Annotated in this window: 17 protein-coding genes; 11 read left to right on the forward strand and 6 right to left on the reverse strand. The window is 72.7% G+C overall.

Annotated features, from left to right (window positions below; genetic code table 11):
* The gene (locus tag ACTEI_RS18985) at positions 1 to 501 is read left to right on the forward strand and encodes a CAP domain-containing protein (protein WP_122978880.1); all 501 of its coding nucleotides are present in this window, start codon (positions 1 to 3) and stop codon (positions 499 to 501) included.
* Positions 502 to 645: 144 nt separating this feature from the next.
* Here the strand turns inward: ACTEI_RS18985 and ACTEI_RS18990 are convergent, their stop codons facing one another.
* Positions 646 to 1,329 (reverse strand): CBS domain-containing protein, encoded by a 684-nt coding sequence (locus ACTEI_RS18990; protein WP_122978881.1) that lies wholly within the window; start codon positions 1,327 to 1,329, stop codon positions 646 to 648.
* Positions 1,330 to 1,459: 130 nt separating this feature from the next.
* On the opposite strand from ACTEI_RS18990, the gene ACTEI_RS18995 reads away from it, so the two are divergent.
* The 3 genes from ACTEI_RS18995 (at position 1,460) to ACTEI_RS19005 (ending at position 3,791) form a co-directional block, all read left to right on the forward strand.
* Complete coding sequence (locus tag ACTEI_RS18995) at positions 1,460 to 2,278, forward strand: universal stress protein (RefSeq protein WP_122978882.1); 819 nt, start codon at positions 1,460 to 1,462, stop codon at positions 2,276 to 2,278.
* Positions 2,278 to 2,790, forward strand: coding sequence for a flavodoxin family protein (locus tag ACTEI_RS19000; RefSeq protein WP_122978883.1), 513 nt, complete (start codon positions 2,278 to 2,280; stop codon positions 2,788 to 2,790). Before ACTEI_RS18995 ends, ACTEI_RS19000 begins: the two co-directional genes overlap by 1 nt.
* Before the next feature lie 197 nt (positions 2,791 to 2,987).
* On the forward strand, positions 2,988 to 3,791 hold the full coding sequence (locus tag ACTEI_RS19005; RefSeq protein ID WP_122978884.1) for an SAM-dependent methyltransferase: 804 nt from the start codon (positions 2,988 to 2,990) through the stop codon (positions 3,789 to 3,791).
* Between the two features lie 92 nt (positions 3,792 to 3,883).
* Here ACTEI_RS19005 and ACTEI_RS19010 read toward each other — a convergent pair whose 3' ends face one another.
* Both ACTEI_RS19010 and ACTEI_RS19015 read right to left on the reverse strand, forming a co-directional pair.
* Positions 3,884 to 4,084 (reverse strand): ferredoxin, encoded by a 201-nt coding sequence (locus ACTEI_RS19010; RefSeq protein WP_372443267.1) that lies wholly within the window; start codon positions 4,082 to 4,084, stop codon positions 3,884 to 3,886.
* Positions 4,081 to 4,344, reverse strand: coding sequence for a hypothetical protein (locus ACTEI_RS19015; RefSeq protein ID WP_122978886.1), 264 nt, complete (start codon positions 4,342 to 4,344; stop codon positions 4,081 to 4,083). The genes ACTEI_RS19010 and ACTEI_RS19015 overlap by 4 nt, the downstream gene beginning before the upstream one ends.
* Before the next feature lie 761 nt (positions 4,345 to 5,105).
* Here ACTEI_RS19015 and ACTEI_RS19020 point away from each other — a divergent pair.
* From ACTEI_RS19020 to ACTEI_RS37145, 5 genes are read left to right on the forward strand one after another with little or no spacing between them, the layout of a single operon-like run.
* Entirely contained in the window at positions 5,106 to 7,031 is a 1,926-nt protein-coding gene (locus ACTEI_RS19020; RefSeq protein WP_122978887.1) for a RiPP maturation radical SAM C-methyltransferase, read from the forward strand.
* Positions 7,016 to 7,591: a DUF5825 family protein gene (locus tag ACTEI_RS19025; protein ID WP_145831022.1), complete on the forward strand. Its 576-nt coding sequence runs from the start codon at positions 7,016 to 7,018 to the stop codon at positions 7,589 to 7,591. The genes ACTEI_RS19020 and ACTEI_RS19025 overlap by 16 nt, the downstream gene beginning before the upstream one ends.
* 28 nt (positions 7,592 to 7,619) lie before the next feature.
* Positions 7,620 to 7,961 (forward strand): hypothetical protein, encoded by a 342-nt coding sequence (locus tag ACTEI_RS19030; protein WP_122978889.1) that lies wholly within the window; start codon positions 7,620 to 7,622, stop codon positions 7,959 to 7,961.
* Positions 7,954 to 8,883 (forward strand): hypothetical protein, encoded by a 930-nt coding sequence (locus ACTEI_RS37140; protein ID WP_164466016.1) that lies wholly within the window; start codon positions 7,954 to 7,956, stop codon positions 8,881 to 8,883. The genes ACTEI_RS19030 and ACTEI_RS37140 overlap by 8 nt, the downstream gene beginning before the upstream one ends.
* Positions 8,880 to 9,659, forward strand: a complete 780-nt coding sequence (locus ACTEI_RS37145) for a class I SAM-dependent methyltransferase (RefSeq protein ID WP_164466017.1) — start codon at positions 8,880 to 8,882, stop codon at positions 9,657 to 9,659. Before ACTEI_RS37140 ends, ACTEI_RS37145 begins: the two co-directional genes overlap by 4 nt.
* A gap of 3 nt (positions 9,660 to 9,662) precedes the next feature.
* Here the strand turns inward: ACTEI_RS37145 and ACTEI_RS19040 are convergent, their stop codons facing one another.
* The 3 genes from ACTEI_RS19040 to ACTEI_RS38440 all read right to left on the reverse strand — a co-directional run bounded on the left by ACTEI_RS19040 (position 9,663) and on the right by ACTEI_RS38440 (position 12,251).
* Entirely contained in the window at positions 9,663 to 10,952 is a 1,290-nt protein-coding gene (locus tag ACTEI_RS19040; RefSeq protein WP_164466018.1) for an MFS transporter, read from the reverse strand.
* Between the two features lie 136 nt (positions 10,953 to 11,088).
* Positions 11,089 to 11,925 carry an alpha/beta hydrolase gene (locus ACTEI_RS19045; RefSeq protein ID WP_122978891.1) on the reverse strand — a complete coding sequence of 279 codons (837 nt, stop codon included), beginning with the start codon at positions 11,923 to 11,925 and terminating at the stop codon, positions 11,089 to 11,091.
* A 2-nt stretch (positions 11,926 to 11,927) separates the two neighbouring features.
* Positions 11,928 to 12,251, reverse strand: a complete 324-nt coding sequence (locus ACTEI_RS38440; RefSeq protein WP_222942286.1) for a hypothetical protein — start codon at positions 12,249 to 12,251, stop codon at positions 11,928 to 11,930.
* 200 nt (positions 12,252 to 12,451) lie between these two features.
* Between ACTEI_RS38440 and ACTEI_RS19060 the strand changes: the two genes are divergently transcribed.
* Both ACTEI_RS19060 and ACTEI_RS19065 read left to right on the forward strand, forming a co-directional pair.
* On the forward strand, positions 12,452 to 13,390 hold the full coding sequence (locus ACTEI_RS19060; protein ID WP_122978892.1) for a helix-turn-helix transcriptional regulator: 939 nt from the start codon (positions 12,452 to 12,454) through the stop codon (positions 13,388 to 13,390).
* Positions 13,391 to 13,397: 7 nt separating this feature from the next.
* Entirely contained in the window at positions 13,398 to 14,378 is a 981-nt protein-coding gene (locus ACTEI_RS19065) for a helix-turn-helix domain-containing protein (RefSeq protein WP_122978893.1), read from the forward strand.
* Positions 14,379 to 14,427 lie beyond the last annotated feature (49 nt).

Consider the following 14,427-nt stretch of genomic DNA (forward strand, 5'->3'; position numbering starts at 1 on the left):
TTGCGCTTCCTCTCCCGCCGTCTCGCCCTGGCCGCCCTCGTCGTCCCGGCCGCGGCCGGTGTCATGATGACCGCGTCCCCGGCGGACGCCGCGCCGGCGCGGGGCAAGGCGAAGGCCGCCGAGCAGACGCTGCAGGCCGACATCCTCCGGCTCACCAACGAGCAGCGCACCGCGCACGGCTGCGCCCCGCTGGCCGAGAACGCCGCGCTGACCGCGGCCGCTCGCGGGCACAGCGCGTGGATGGGCACGAGCGGCACGTTCTCGCACACCGGCCGGGGCGGCTCGGACTTCGTCGCCCGCGCCCGGGCGGCCGGTTACGCCAAGCCGTCGGCGGAGAACATCGCGTGGGGTTACCGCAGCGCCGACGAGGTGGTCGACACCTGGATGCACAGCCCGGGTCACCGCCGCAACATCCTCAACTGCCGGTCGACGACGGTCGGTGTCGGCGCGGTCTACGCCGCCAGCGGCGCCCCGTATTACACCCAGGACTTCGGCTACTGAGCGGCCGGCACGTCGATGGGCCGATCCCGGCCCGTCGACGTGCCGGCCCCGTCATCCGGCCCGCCCAGGGCGGCGGCGTCGACGAGGTGACCGCATCCGGCGCCGCCGCGCCGGCGATCCCGCACCGCGGCCCAGGACCACCGGTCAGAAGAACGGCGCGGGCGCCACCACCGGCTGGCGGTCGTCGACGTCGTACGTCAGGCCGGAGACCACCTCGACCACCCCGGCGACCTGGCGCGACAGCCGCTCCACCAGCTCCGCCGAGGAGTACCGCCCGACGCGCCCGGCCAGCGCCACCACCCCGTCGGTGACCGACACGGTCACGCTCGCGGTGTCGTCGACCAGGAACGCCCGCAGCACCCCGTTCTCCACGTCCGCCTGGATGTCCAGGTCCGGGCGCAGGTACGTCTTCAGCAGGTCGCCGCGCGACACGATGCCGACCAGGCGTCCGAGCTCGTCGACGACCGGGAGCCGCTTGACGTGCTCGGCGTCCATCCGGCGGGCGGCCGCCGCGACCGGGGTCCCGGCCAGCGCCACCACCGGCGGCCCGCTCATCAACCCGGCCGCGGTGCGGGCGGACGCCTTGGCCCGCTCGCCGCGCCGGCTGCGGCGCTCGAAGACCCGCGCGGACTCGTCGCCGGCGTACTCGATCTTGCGGAGCAGGTCGGTCTCGGAGATCACGCCGATCACCCGGTGCCCGGCGTCCACCACCGGGACGGCGCTGCACCGCCGCTCGATGAGCACGTCCACCACGTCCCGGTAGGAGGCGTTCTCATCCACGGACACGACGGCCTTGGTCATCACGTCGCCCACGGTCCAGGTCCTCATCACGATCCCTCCCTCGGTTCGTGCCTCCACTCTGGTCCGCACACCGTCCCCTCGGTCAGGGCCACAGGTCCCGCCCGTTGCGGCCCGGTCGGCTCTGCCCGCCGCCATCGACCCGGATGATCATCGGGGTATGCGTTCACCAGCCATCGCCGTCGCCACCGACGGCGCCGAGTCGGGCACGGTCGCGGTCCGCTGGGCGGCCGAGGAGGCACGCCGGCGGCGCCTGCCGCTGCGCGTGGTCCACGTGCTGGACTGGGACTGGGGCGCCGCGCGCTACGACTTCGGCGGTGGCGCGTTCGAGACGGCCCGACGGCTGGCCGCGACGGTGGTGGCGGTCGCCGTGCGTGAGGCCCGCGACGCCGCGCCCGAGGTCGAGGTGGCGGCCGACGTGCTGGTCGGCAACCCGACCGGCCAGTTGCTCGGCGACACCGAGCACCTCGGGCTGCTGGTGCTCGGCACCCGCGGCGCGGGCGGCTTCGCCGGGCTGCGGCTCGGTTCGGTCAGCCAGCGGGTCGCCACCAACGCCCGCTGCCCGGTCGCGGTGATCCGCGAGCACCCGGACACCGGGCCGGTGGTCGCCGGTGTGGACGACTCGCCCAACGCCGACGCGGTGCTGGAGACGGCGTTCACCGCCGCGGACGACCGCGGCGCCGCACTGACCGTGATCCGCGCGCTCGGCCGGTCCACCGCGCAGCTGCCGGACACGGCGCCCGCCGACCTGGCGCAGCAGGTGACGCGGTGGCACGACAAGTTCCCCGGCGTGCCGGTGGAGCTGCGGCTGGCGAGCGACGGCGCGGCGGCGGCCCTGGTCGCCGCCTCGCACGAGGCGCGTCTGGTGGTCGTCGGCAGCCGCGGCCACGGCCTGCTCACCAACACTCTGCTCGGCGCGACCAGCCTGCAGTTGCTGCAGCACGCCGAGAGCCCGATCCTGATCGTCCGGAGGCCCTGATGCGCGCACTTGTCGTCTACGAATCGATGTTCGGCAACAGTGCCAAGGTGGCCGGGCTGGTCGCCGCCGGGCTGGAGAAGGGCTACACGGTCACCCTGGCCGACGTCCGGGAGATGCCCCCGCTGACCGGCGTCGACCTGCTGGTTCTCGGCGGCCCGACGCACGCGTTCGGGATGAGCCGGCCGGCCACCCGGGCTGACGCGGCCCGGCAGGGCGCCATTCGCGAGGGCGCGCAGGAGGCCGGGATCCGCGAGTTCCTGGACCGGGCGCCGCAGCTGGCCGGGGTGGCGGTGGCCGCTTTCGACACCCGGTCGAACACGCCGCTGCCGTCCGGCTCGGCGGCCCGCAAGGCGATGCGCCGGCTGCGCGGCCTGGGCGGGCGGCAGGTGCTGGAGGCGGAGAGTTTCCGGGTCGAGTCGGCGCGGGGCCCGCTGGTGGCCGGCGAGGAGGAGCGGGCCCGGCAGTGGGGCGAGACGCTGGCGCTCTCGGTACGCGGCCCGGTCGGCATCTGAGGCGACGCCCCGCTGTCCGCGCGGGGCGTCGTGCCGGTCCACCCGCGCACCGGTCCACCGGACGCCGAGTCGGCAAGGCCGACCGGCAAGGCTCGGCCGGCGTTTCCGGTACCGGGCGGCGACGGCTGGCAGCAATTGACTACGATCCTCGTGATTCGCCTGGCCGGTGCGGAAGGGGACTTTTGGTGACTGATCCGATGAAGGATTCCGGTATCGACACCTCGGTCGCCCATCCCGCTCGCCGCTACGACTACCTGCTCGGCGGCAAGGACAACTTCCAGGCCGACCGGCAGTCCGCGCACGAGATCGAGAAGCGGCACCCCACCGCGCGGCTGAGCGCCCAGGAGAACCGGTTCTTCATGCACCGTGCCGTGCGGTTCATGGCCCGCGAGGGCATCCGCCAGTTCCTGGACATCGGCACCGGTATCCCGACCTCGCCGAACACCCACGAGATCGCCCAGGAGACCGACCCGGCGGCCCGGATCGTCTACGTCGACAACGACCCGCTCGTGCTGGTCCACGCGCGCGCCCTGCTGACCGGCACCGAGCAGGGCCGCACCACGTACATCCAGGCCGACCTGCGCCGGCCCGACGCGATCCTGGCCGACGACGACCTGCGGGCCACCCTGGACCTGACCCGGCCGGTCGGCCTGCTGCTGATCGCCGTCCTGCACTTCATCCGGGACGACGACGACCCGCGCGCCATCCTGGACACGCTGATCTCGGCGTTGCCGTCCGGGAGCATCGTCGCCGCCTCGCACGCCACCCCGGAGCACATGCCCGCCGAGCAGGTGGCCGCGCTGCGCGCGGTGATGGAACGGCAGTGGCGCGACCGCACCGGCACCGAGCTGGCCGCCCTGTTCGACCGGCCCGACCTGCGACCGGTCGCGCCGGGCGTGCAGTCGGTCTCGCGCTGGTGGGCCGAGCAGGCCCCGCAGCCGCGACCGGCGGTCGAGGAGGTCGCCTCCAACGGCCTGGTCGCCCGGGTCGTCCGCGACTAAGGTCCGGGCCGGAGCGGCCGCCCGGCCGGTGACCCGCCCAGCGGGCCTCCACCTGCGGTGACGCTCCGCCTTGGAGCGTTATGGCGGTCCGGTCACCGCTCGACCAGCTGCAGCGCGGCCGCCGGGCAGACCGCGACGGCGTTGCGCACCGCGTCCAGGTGTTCCGGGGCCGGTTCGGGCTGCAGGACGATCGCCACGCCGTCCTCGTCGCGCTGGTCGAAGACCTCCGGCGCGGTCATCACGCACTGGCCGGCGGCGATGCACCGGGGCTCGTCGAACTCGACTCTGTTCACCACTGGGCCGGAACCTCCTCGATGCCGCCGACGATCAGCCCGGCGCGGCGGCGTAGTCGGCCGGCCGGGACGGCCAGCTCCAGATGGCCGCTGGCCGCCCGGATCGGGCAACCGGCGACCTCGATGTCCTCAACGGTGCAGCGCGGCAGCCCGCGGCCGGGGCCGGCGTCGAAGCGCGGCGCCTCCTCGACCGTCGAGGCGCTCAGGGAGCGGTCGGCGGGCACCCGCGCCCAGCGGTGCGGGCGGTCGGCCAGCAGCATCGCGTCCTCCTCATCGTCCGGTCACGGCCGACCGTAGGTGAGCCGCCCGCCCGGGACAAGACCGTCCCGGCGGTCAGCCCGCTCACCAGCAACGATGCCGCACCGGCAGCTGGACACGGGCGGCAGCGGCTCCGGCGCGCCCGGGACGCGCGCCGGCTTGCGGCCCCGTCCCGGTACGGCCGGGGCAGCGGCGATCGGTTCCGGTCGCGGGTCCGCGCAACCGGCGCCGACGGGGTCGGACCCCACCTGCTGAAACCGGCGATGACCGGCACGCCGTTGGAGCCGGTCAGCTAGTCGTTGGGCGGATGTGACCTGATCCGCGGCAACTGAAATATCGACTTACATCCATGTTGGCTTACTCCGAGTGGGTGCAAGACTGCGTCGCGTGATGATTCGGCCCGCGACCCACGACCGCGTTGGTGTCGCGGCCGGCGGGTCGACATCCGCCGGAGGCCATGGCGTGAGCGGCTAGGACGCCGCCGCCCGCGGTCGTCGTGCCGATCCGACGCCCGCCGGCCTCGTCCCCCGAGATTCCGGCACTCCCGCACGCCTGAGTGCCGGCTTCACCGAGCAGCGAGAGGAGGAAACCATGCAGAAGAGCGTCGTGCTCAACGATCCGCAGTCCGAACGGAGTGTCGCGTCCGTCGAGGTCAGCGTGACGGTGAAGTTCTGATCCGGAACGCCTGAACCGGACGGCCGGTCACGCGTTCCCGGTGCGGTCACCGATCGCACCGGGAACGTCAGGTCCCTTTGGAGAGCTGATGAAAATCACACTGGTAGGCATGCCGTGGGCCACGATCGCCACCCCGTCGCTGGCCCTGGGCATTCTCGCGCGACGCATCGCGGACGCTTTCCCGCAGGCCGACCTGACGACCGTCTACGCGAACATCGACTTCGCGGACTGGATGGACCAGCAGGGCGGATACGGCTCCGCGGAGTTCAACTTCTTCTCGCTGCAGAGCTACTTCATGGGCTGCGGCGACTGGGTGTTCTCCTCGGCCCTGTACGACGACCCGCAGTGGCGGGTCGACGAATTCACCAGGATCATGACCGGCCGGATCAGCGACCGCCAGCTCGAGACGTCGCTCCGGTTGCACCGCACCGTGCCGGCCTTCGTCGACGCGATGGCCCACCGCATCGTCGCCGACGGCCCCGACCTGGTCGGCGCCACCTCGACGTTCCAGCAGAACGTCGCCTCGCTGGCGCTGCTGCGCCGGATCAAACAACTGGCGCCGGCCACCATGACGGTGATGGGCGGCGCGAACTGCGACGGCCCGCAGGGCGAGGCGCTGCACCGCAACTTCGACTGCCTCGACTACGTCGTACGCGGCGAGGCGGAACGCACCGTCGTCCAGCTGGTCGAGGCGCTGCACACCACCGGCCGCGACGACCTGTCCGGCATCGCCGGACTGTGCTGGCGGCGCGACGGCGCGAGTGTGAGCAACCCGCCGAGCCGGCAACTGCTGTCGCCGGCGGAGATTCCCACCCCCGACTTCGACCCGTACTTCGAGCGGTTCCGGCGCTCGCGGGTGCAGTCCTGGTTCGAGCCCGTGCTGGTCGTCGAGGGCGCGCGCGGCTGCTGGTGGGGCGAGAAGCACCACTGCACGTTCTGCGGGCTCAACGGCTCGGCGATGACGTTCCGCAGCAAGAGCCCGCACACCTACCTCGAGGAGATCCTGCACCTGGCCGGCCGCCACCACGTGCTGGACTTCTACGCGGTGGACAACATCCTGGAGATGTCGTTCCTGGACTCGGTGCTGTCCAAGCTCGCCGAGGCCCCGTTCGACCTGCGGATGCAGTACGAGGTCAAGTCGAACATGACCATGTCGCAGATCGTGCGGTTGCGCGACGCCGGGGTGGTCAGTGTCCAGCCCGGGATCGAGAACCTGAGCTCCCGGGTCCTGAAGATCATGGACAAGGGCGTCAGCGGCACCCACAACGTGCGGTTCCTGCGCGACGCGGAGAGCAACGGGATGTCGGTGGCCTGGAACTACCTGTACGGCTTCCCCGGCGAGGCGCCCGAGGACTACGAGCCGATCATGGAGCAGCTGCCGGCCCTGCACCACCTGCACCCGCCGACCGGCGCGAACCGAATCGCCCTGGAACGGTTCAGCCCCTACTTCGACCGGCCCGAGCTGGGCTTCGCCGGCCGGCGCCCGCACTGGCAGTACTCGCTCATCTACGATCTGCCCGACCGCGAGCTGGCCGACCTGGCGTACCTGTTCGAGACCGACGACCAGGGCATCGACGCGAAGCTGGCGGACCGGCTGGAGAGCGCTCTGGAGGAATGGTCGGGCCACTACGTCCTGAGCAGGCTGAGCTATGCCGACGACGGCGCGCGGATCCGGCTCGTCAACTCCCGGCCCGGGTTCGCCTGGCGCGAGCTGACCCTGTCGGACCCCACCGAGCGGGCGCTGTTCCACGCCCTGGCCGACCCCCGATCCCTGCCGCACCTGGTCCGCCTCGCCGGTGGCCCGGACGCCGGATGGCCCGGGGAACGGGTCGCCGAGCTGCTGCAAGACTGGCGCCGGCTCGGGCTGATCTTCGTCGAGGCCGATCGTGCGGTGCGGCTGGCCACCGAGGACGAGAACCAGTTGATGCTGCGGATCCGGCACGAGACGGACACGTCCGGCGGTCCGGAGCTGGCGTTCGAGCAGGCCGGGGAGTTCACGTGCGTAGACATCTGACGGTGGCCCCGCCGGCGCCGGCCGGCGAGCGGGTGCGGGAGCTGTACCGCGGCGGGATCCGGTCGGTGGCGCTGGACGAGCCGATCTCGCTGCGCTCCCCCGAGCCGCGCGACCTGCACGCCCTCGACTTCGTCCGGGTCGCCACCGCGCGCGGGCTGCTGGTGCGCTGGCACCTGCGTACCGGCCGGCGGGCCGACCCGGAGCTCGTCGCCCGGGACCTGACCCACCTGCAGCCGCCGGCCTCCCTGGACGGCCGGGGGTCGCAGGAGCGGCTGCGCGAGTGGCACCGCAGGTTCTACATCGGGCGCTGCGTCTGGCGCCGGGGCCCCGGGTTCGTGCAGATCCGGGATCGCCGCGACGGCGTGCTGCAACTGTTCGACCTGTCCGAGGACGACTACGTGCGCGCGGTCCTGCAGCTGGAACAGCAGCGGGCCGCGGAGGTCGACCCGCAGGTGCTGGACGCGATGCGCGACGAACGGCTGGTGCTGCGCCTGGGCGACCTGGACTGGTGGGCGCCCGCTTTGATCGACCGCTGGCCGGTGCCGTCGATGGTGCTGTGACCGTTGCGACGAGGGACGAGGAGACGACGTGGTCGACCAGATCGCCGCCGCGGTGCTGGCCTGCGCGGTGCTGGGCCTGCTGGTGTGGCGCGGATTCTTCACCCCGCCCGGCTCGTTCGGGTCCTGGGCGATGTTCTCGCACATCAGCGCGTACCGGGCCCGGCTGCGCGACAGCACCGACGACGCGCCGATCTCCCCGTGGGACTACGAGCTGCGACACGACCACTTCAACTCCGCCGCCGGTCTCGGCTCGCTGGTGACCTACCTGGAGCAGGAGCGCGGCCGGCACGTGGTCGGCGAGGGCGTCGTGCTGCTGCCGTTCCGCTACGTGAAGGTCGCGGTCCGCAACGGCGAGGTGGTCCGTGCCTGACCTGTTACCCATCGGCGGTACGACGGCCGGTCCGGCGCTGTGCCTGTTCCGCCTGATCCTGGGCGTCGCCCTGCTCTGGAAGATCATCGCGGATCACCGGTTCGGCATGGCCCGGTTCTTCGACCTCGATCCGAAGTCGCTGCTGCGCTGGCGCTACGAGCGCGACGAGATGGCCGTGAAGCTGCTGCTGAGCCCCTCGGCGTTCCGGGTGTTCTACACCGCCCGGGCGGTGGCGGTGGGCTGCCTGCTCGCCGGGATCCTGACCCCGCTGGCGGCCGGCGTGGTGGCCGCCTGGTGCCTGTTCGAGTTCACGTTCGACCGCAAGTTCAACACGCTGTTCCTGGGCCTGATGTGCGTGCCGTTCGTCTTCACCTCCGGGGCCGACGCGTATCTGAGCCTGCAGTCGCTGCTGGACTCCGGCTCCCCGGCGGCGTTCTTCACCCCGCCCGCCCCGGACGGCGAGCTGACCTCCTGGCCGCAGGTCGCCGCCGTGGCGCTGATGTGCCAGGTGTACTGGAGCAGCACCTGGTACAAGGCCGCGTCCCGCCAATTCACCAGCGGCGACACCCTCCAGAAGACCTTCGAGCAGCTGGCCTCCGTGCAGGCGGACCTGCCGCCGGGGCGCCGGGAGTACTACTTCCCGGACTGGTTCACCCGCCGCTTCGCCACCGCCGATCCGGCCGTCGCCCGCCGCTGGCGACTGCCCTCGCTGGCGACCATCGCGGTGGAGGGCGCGCTGCCGCTGCTGCTGATCTTCCCGTTCACCTGGCCGCTGGGCGCGCTGCTCGGCCTGGCGATGCACGCCGCGTTCACCTCGATCCTGCCGAAACGGCTGGTGCCCTTCGGGCTCGCCTCGGTCGGCACCTACCTGCTCTTCCTGCCGCAGCACACGTTCGTGACCCTGGTCGGAGGACTGACGTGACGGACCCCGCCGTGCGGGCCGCGGACAGCTTCGGCGCCCGTGCCCGCGAGTACGACCGGCTGCGCCCCGGCTACCCCGCCGAGGCGCTGACCACGGCCGTCGCCGCGCAGGGCGGGGCCCGGCCGGGCCCCGCCCTGGACATCGGCTGCGGCACCGGCAAACTCGCCGGCGCGCTGCGCGGGCTGGGATACGACGTGCTCGGCGTGGAACCGGACCCGCGGATGGCCGCGGTCGCCACGGCGAACGGGGTGGCGGTGGAGGTCGCCGCGTTCGAGGACTGGGACGACGCCGGACGCCGGTTCGGCACGGTCGCGTGCGGGCAGGCGTGGCACTGGCTGCGTCCCGGATACCGGTCCCGGCGGGCGGCGCGGCTGCTGCGCCCGGGCGGGAACCTGCTGCTGGCCTGGAACTTCGGCACGCTGAACCCGCTGATCGCGCGTGGTCTCCACCGGGTCTACGCCGGCCTCCTGCCCGACGGGCTGCCGGCCGGGCAGGACGGCCTGGCGGACCTGGACGAGTCCGACGCGGCGAACTACGCGCGCGAGCTGCGCGAGCACGGCCTGCGGAACGTGACGACGACCGTCCTGCCGTGGTACGAGGTGCTCACCGGGCAGCAGTGGTGCGACCTGCTCAGCACCGAGAGCCGGCACCTGGCCCTGCCGGAGGGGACGAGGCGGCGGCTGCTGCGCGAGGTCGGCCGATTCCTCGACCGCAACGGCGGCCGGATCCGGGTGGACTACCGGTGCACCCTGGTGAGCGCCACCGCCGAGGGCTGAGGCTCACCCGGCGGTCGCCGGGTTCCGCGCGCCCGGCTCCGCGGCCAGCTGCCGTACGGCCGGGGCCAGGTGGTTGACGACCGCCATCACCGCCAGGCCGGCGGCGATCGCGATCAGCGGGACGTCGGCGCCGTACGCGTCGGCGAGCACCCCGCAGAGCAGCGGGGCCGGCCAGGCGAAGCCCATCGCGGCCAGGTTCATCGACGTCAGCACACGCGCCGTCATCGCGTCCGGCACCGTCGTCACCACCCGCGTGGCGAACACCACGTTCAGCGGGGTGACGAACGCGATGCTCACGCCCAGGCACAGCGCGGCGAGCCAGGGCCGGTCGGCGAGCAGCACCAGGCCGCCGACCCCGGCCGCGACCATCCACGAGACGGCCAAAACGATCCGGTCGCCGGGCACGCGCCGGACCACCCACTCGGTGGCGAGCGTGCCGGCCAGCCCGCACCCCGTGGCGATGGCCTCGGCGGCGCCGATCGTCGACGGCGAGGCGCCGTTCTCGCGCAGCGCGACGACGAAGAGGAATCCGATCCCGGCGAAGAGCATGTTCGTCAGCGCGGACCAGAGCAGCGCGTACCGCAGGAAGGGGCCGCGCCGGATGTGGCTCAGCCCGGACATCAGGTCGCGGCGGATCGGCGTCCGGGCGGGATCGGGCGGTTCGCCGGTGTCCGGCCCCAGCGGTGTGCGCAGCAGGACGGCGGTCAGCGCGACGGCCACGAACGACAGCGCGTCGGCGAGAAACGGCGCCCACCGGGCCAGCGTGAACAGCAGCCCACCCAGCGGCGCGCCGGCCAGCTGGGCCCCGTAGTCACGGGCCTCGGCCCGGGTGAACGCCGCCTTGAGCTGCTCGGCCGCGACGATCCGTTTCACCAGCGGCGACGCTGCCGCGTTGAAGACCGCCGACGCCAGGCCCTGGATCAGCGCCAGAGCCGTGACCAGCGGCAACCACAGGCGTCCGGCGGCGGCGATCGAGCAGAGCGCGGCCGCGCCGGCCGCCTGGACCAGCGCCGCGCCGGCCAGCAGCCGGCGTCGCGGGTACCGGTCGGCGGCCACGCCCGCGGGCAGCAGACCGGCCAGCAGGCCGACCGCCGCGCACGTGCCGACCAGGCCGGCCGCTGCGGCGGAGCCGGTGAACGCGAGGACCAGCAACGGCAGCGCCAGCGCGGAGATGCTGGAGCCCAGCCGGGACAGCGCCGTGCCGGACCACCAGAGGTTGTAGTCACGGTTGCGCCACAGGGGCGCGGATTTCCGGGGCTGCCGCGCGGTCGGTCGCCGTTGTCCGTGGACCACGTCGTACACCCTATCCGATGCAACGATCAGCATCGATGCCTTACTCGCGGCGAATCCGCCGGAGCGTTGCTCGGCCGTGGTGTCCGGGGACGACCGCGTGGCCACGGCCGGTGGCGATCAGCGGCCGTGCGGTGGGTCAGTGGAAGCGTTCGACGAAGGCGAGCGCGGTGTCGGCGACCTCGCGCCAGCCGCTGTCGATGGTCAGCGAGTGGCCCCGGTTCTCGATCTCGACGATCTCGGTGACGCCGGGGTTGTCCCGCTGCTGCCGGTAGGAGGCGTTGGCGATCGACCACGGCACGGTGTGGTCCCGCTCCCCCGAGATGATCAGCAGCGGGCCGCGGTCCGGGTTGCCGGTGTCCACCCGGGCCTCCGACCACGGGTTGAAGTTCGCGGCCGCGGCCTGGAACAGCGGCTCGCCCGAGGCCGGCACCGCGTAGGTGGCGTACAGTTCGCGGGCTTCCTCCTCGGTGACGGCGTTGGCGAAGCCGTACCGGAACTGCTCGTAGGTCAGCGGCACGGCCCGGTGATAGTTGGCCGGGTTGCCGAGCACCGCGCTCGCCACCCGCAGGGCGGAGATCGGCAGCGGCAGCACCCCGCGGAACGGCGCCGGGTCGATCGCGACGGACGCCGCGGACAGGCCGCGCCCGGCGACGATCTGGGTGATCAGGCCGCCGAACGAGTGACCCACCACGGCCGGCTTACGGTCGAGCCGGCCGATCAGATCGCAGAAGTGGTCGGCGACCTGGCCGACGCTCTTGCGGGCGAACACCTCCGGGTGGGCGTTGGCCTCCTCGACCGTCTCCGGGTCGTCCGGCCAGCCGGCCACCACCGGCGCGTACCCGGCGGCGGCGAACACCTCGGCCCACCGCTGCCAGCTCGACGGCAGCAACCACAGCCCGTGGATGAACACCACCGGCGGCTTGCCGCCGGCGTTGGCCGCCTCTACCCGGTCCAGATCGGTCTGCAGGGACATGCTCACCTCTCGTTGAGAACGGCGCGCGGGAACGCGATCGCCTGGGTGATGGCGGCCTCGGCGGCGCGGGTCTCGCGCACGGCGTTGAGCATCACGAGGTCGTGGATGACGCCCCGGTAGCCCACGGCGGTGACGGGCAGTGCGTGTGGTTGCTGCCGAACGCCCAGCCGGCGCCGTGGAGGTAGAGGACCACCGGCGCCTCGGGACTCCGCACCTCGTCGACGGTCCTGCGGCCCCTCGGTCGGGCCTGGATCGAAAAGGTACGGCGGATCCGCCGCCGCCTCGACGAAAGCCTGCGCGGCGGCTTCGAGCAGGGGTCCGGACACGGTGGCTCTCCTAGAACGGCGTGACGGGATGGGCGTCACCACGGACGGGTGTCCCATCCCGACGACCACCCCCGGCCGTCCACCAGAACGCTAGGCAGCAAAGCGCTCCCACACATGTACCAGAGCGCACGGAAGTTGGCTGAGCGTGCACGGGCGAAAGGGGGTTTTCGCAGCTAGGAGCGTTCGTCTACATTGCCGGCATGCCCATCGTTCTCAGCACGGCCGGTCTTGCCGCCCGGGACTGTCGCGAGGCGATCGTCACCACCATGGCGATGTCCTGCGGCCGCATGGACCTGACCCTGGAGCAACCGGAGTCACCGGTCCGCGCCCACCTGGAGTTCTGGCCGCTGGGCACCGCGGTGCACACGTTCTCCTATCACGGCACCGGGATGCGGATGACCCAGACCGCCCGGCACGTCCGGCTCGGTACACCCGAGCAGCTCAGCTTCGCTGTCCAGCACACGGCACCGGGCCGCACCCGCGGATTCGGTGACGAGCGGGTACTCGGCCACGGTGACCTGATGATGACCGACCTCACCGGGGAGTACGAGTACCACCGAGCGCGGGACGGCGGCACCCGGTCGGTCGGCTTCGACATCAGCTCGCTCGGGGTGACGGTCGACCAGATCCGCCGGGCCGGCCGGGACTTCCTGAGCAACCCCCTGCTCGGCCTCGCCCGGCAACACTTCACCTACGTCCTGCACCACGCCGAGCAGCTGTCGATGTCGCCGGCCGCCGCGGCGATCGGCGCGGCCTCCGCCGACCTGGCCCGATCGTTCATCCTCGCCGCCCAGGGCGACACCGGCAGACGCGAGGCGCTGCACGACACGCTGCTGGCCCGGCTCACCGCGTACGTACGCGCTCACCTGACCGATGCCGACCTGAGCCCGGCCCGGATCGCCGCGCACCACCACATCTCCGTGCGCCACCTGCATACGCTCTGGTCCAGCAGCACCGGCAGCACCCTGGAACAGTGGATCATGATGGAGCGCCTCGCCGGCGCACGCGACCAACTCGCCACCGGCCGGTCGATCACCGCGCTCGCGCACGACTGGGGTTTCACCGACGCCAGCCACTTCACCCGCCGCTTCCGGCAGGCGTTCGGGGTAGCGCCCCGCGACTGGCGCAAGGAGCCGTGAGCCACCCGTGGTGATCCATCTCGACACCCGCGACCTACCGCCGCAGGACCGCGCCGACGCCCTGCGCGAGGCCGTGCGGCGAGCCACCGTGCCCGCGACGGTACGACTGGAACAGCCCACCGAAGCGCGCCTGGGGTACTGGCAGCTCGGCACCGCCACCAGCGTCTACAGCCACGAAGGCTCCGGGCTGCACCTGGCCCGCGGGCCCGCCGAACTACGTCAGGCCGCCCCCGCACTGGTCGCCCTGGCCATCCAGACCTCGGGCCGCGGCGACTACCGCCAGCACGACGTCGAACGGACCGTCCGCCCCGGCGACCTCATGGTCGTCGACCTGACCGCACCCTACGACTACCGCTGGAGCGGAACCGGCGGATCGTTCGCCGTCCAGGTCGAACACGCCCAGATCGGCCTGCCGGTGGAAACCATCCGGCGCGCGGCCCGCCATCTGCACCGCGACCCGGTGACCTACCGGATGCTGCGCCACCATCTCACCCAGCTGCGCCGCGACGTCGACGACCTCGACACCCTGCCCGGGCCCGCGGCGCTGGTCGGCACCGCCACCGCCACCCTGGTCCGGGCCCTGATCATGACCGCGGCCGACGAACCCGTCGTCGCACCGGACGACCGCCTGGCCCGCATCCGTCACTGGATCGTCGAACATCTCGGCGAACCGGACCTGACGCCCGCACGGATCGCCGCCGCGCACGACATCTCCTTGCGCACCCTCTACCACCTGTGGCAGCACCCGGCTCTCAGCCTCACTCAGTGGATCACGCACGAGCGGCTCGAAGCCGCTCGCCGAGACCTCACCGTCGCGGGCCGGCAGCCGATCGGCGCGATCGCCCACCGCTGGGGATTCACCGACACGACCCATTTCAGCCGCCGCTTCCGCGCCGCATTCGGCATGAGCGCCCGGGAATGGCGTCGCCTCCATCACCGGGAGAACAACCCCGCGGGCCGGGCCGCGCCGAGTCGCGGAACCCCTTGATCGCGCTCTGGATATGAACCTGGGTTGAGGTTCTATCGTGGCCTTCCCC

Source organism: Actinoplanes teichomyceticus ATCC 31121 (assembly GCF_003711105.1).
Taxonomy (GTDB): domain Bacteria; phylum Actinomycetota; class Actinomycetes; order Mycobacteriales; family Micromonosporaceae; genus Actinoplanes; species Actinoplanes teichomyceticus.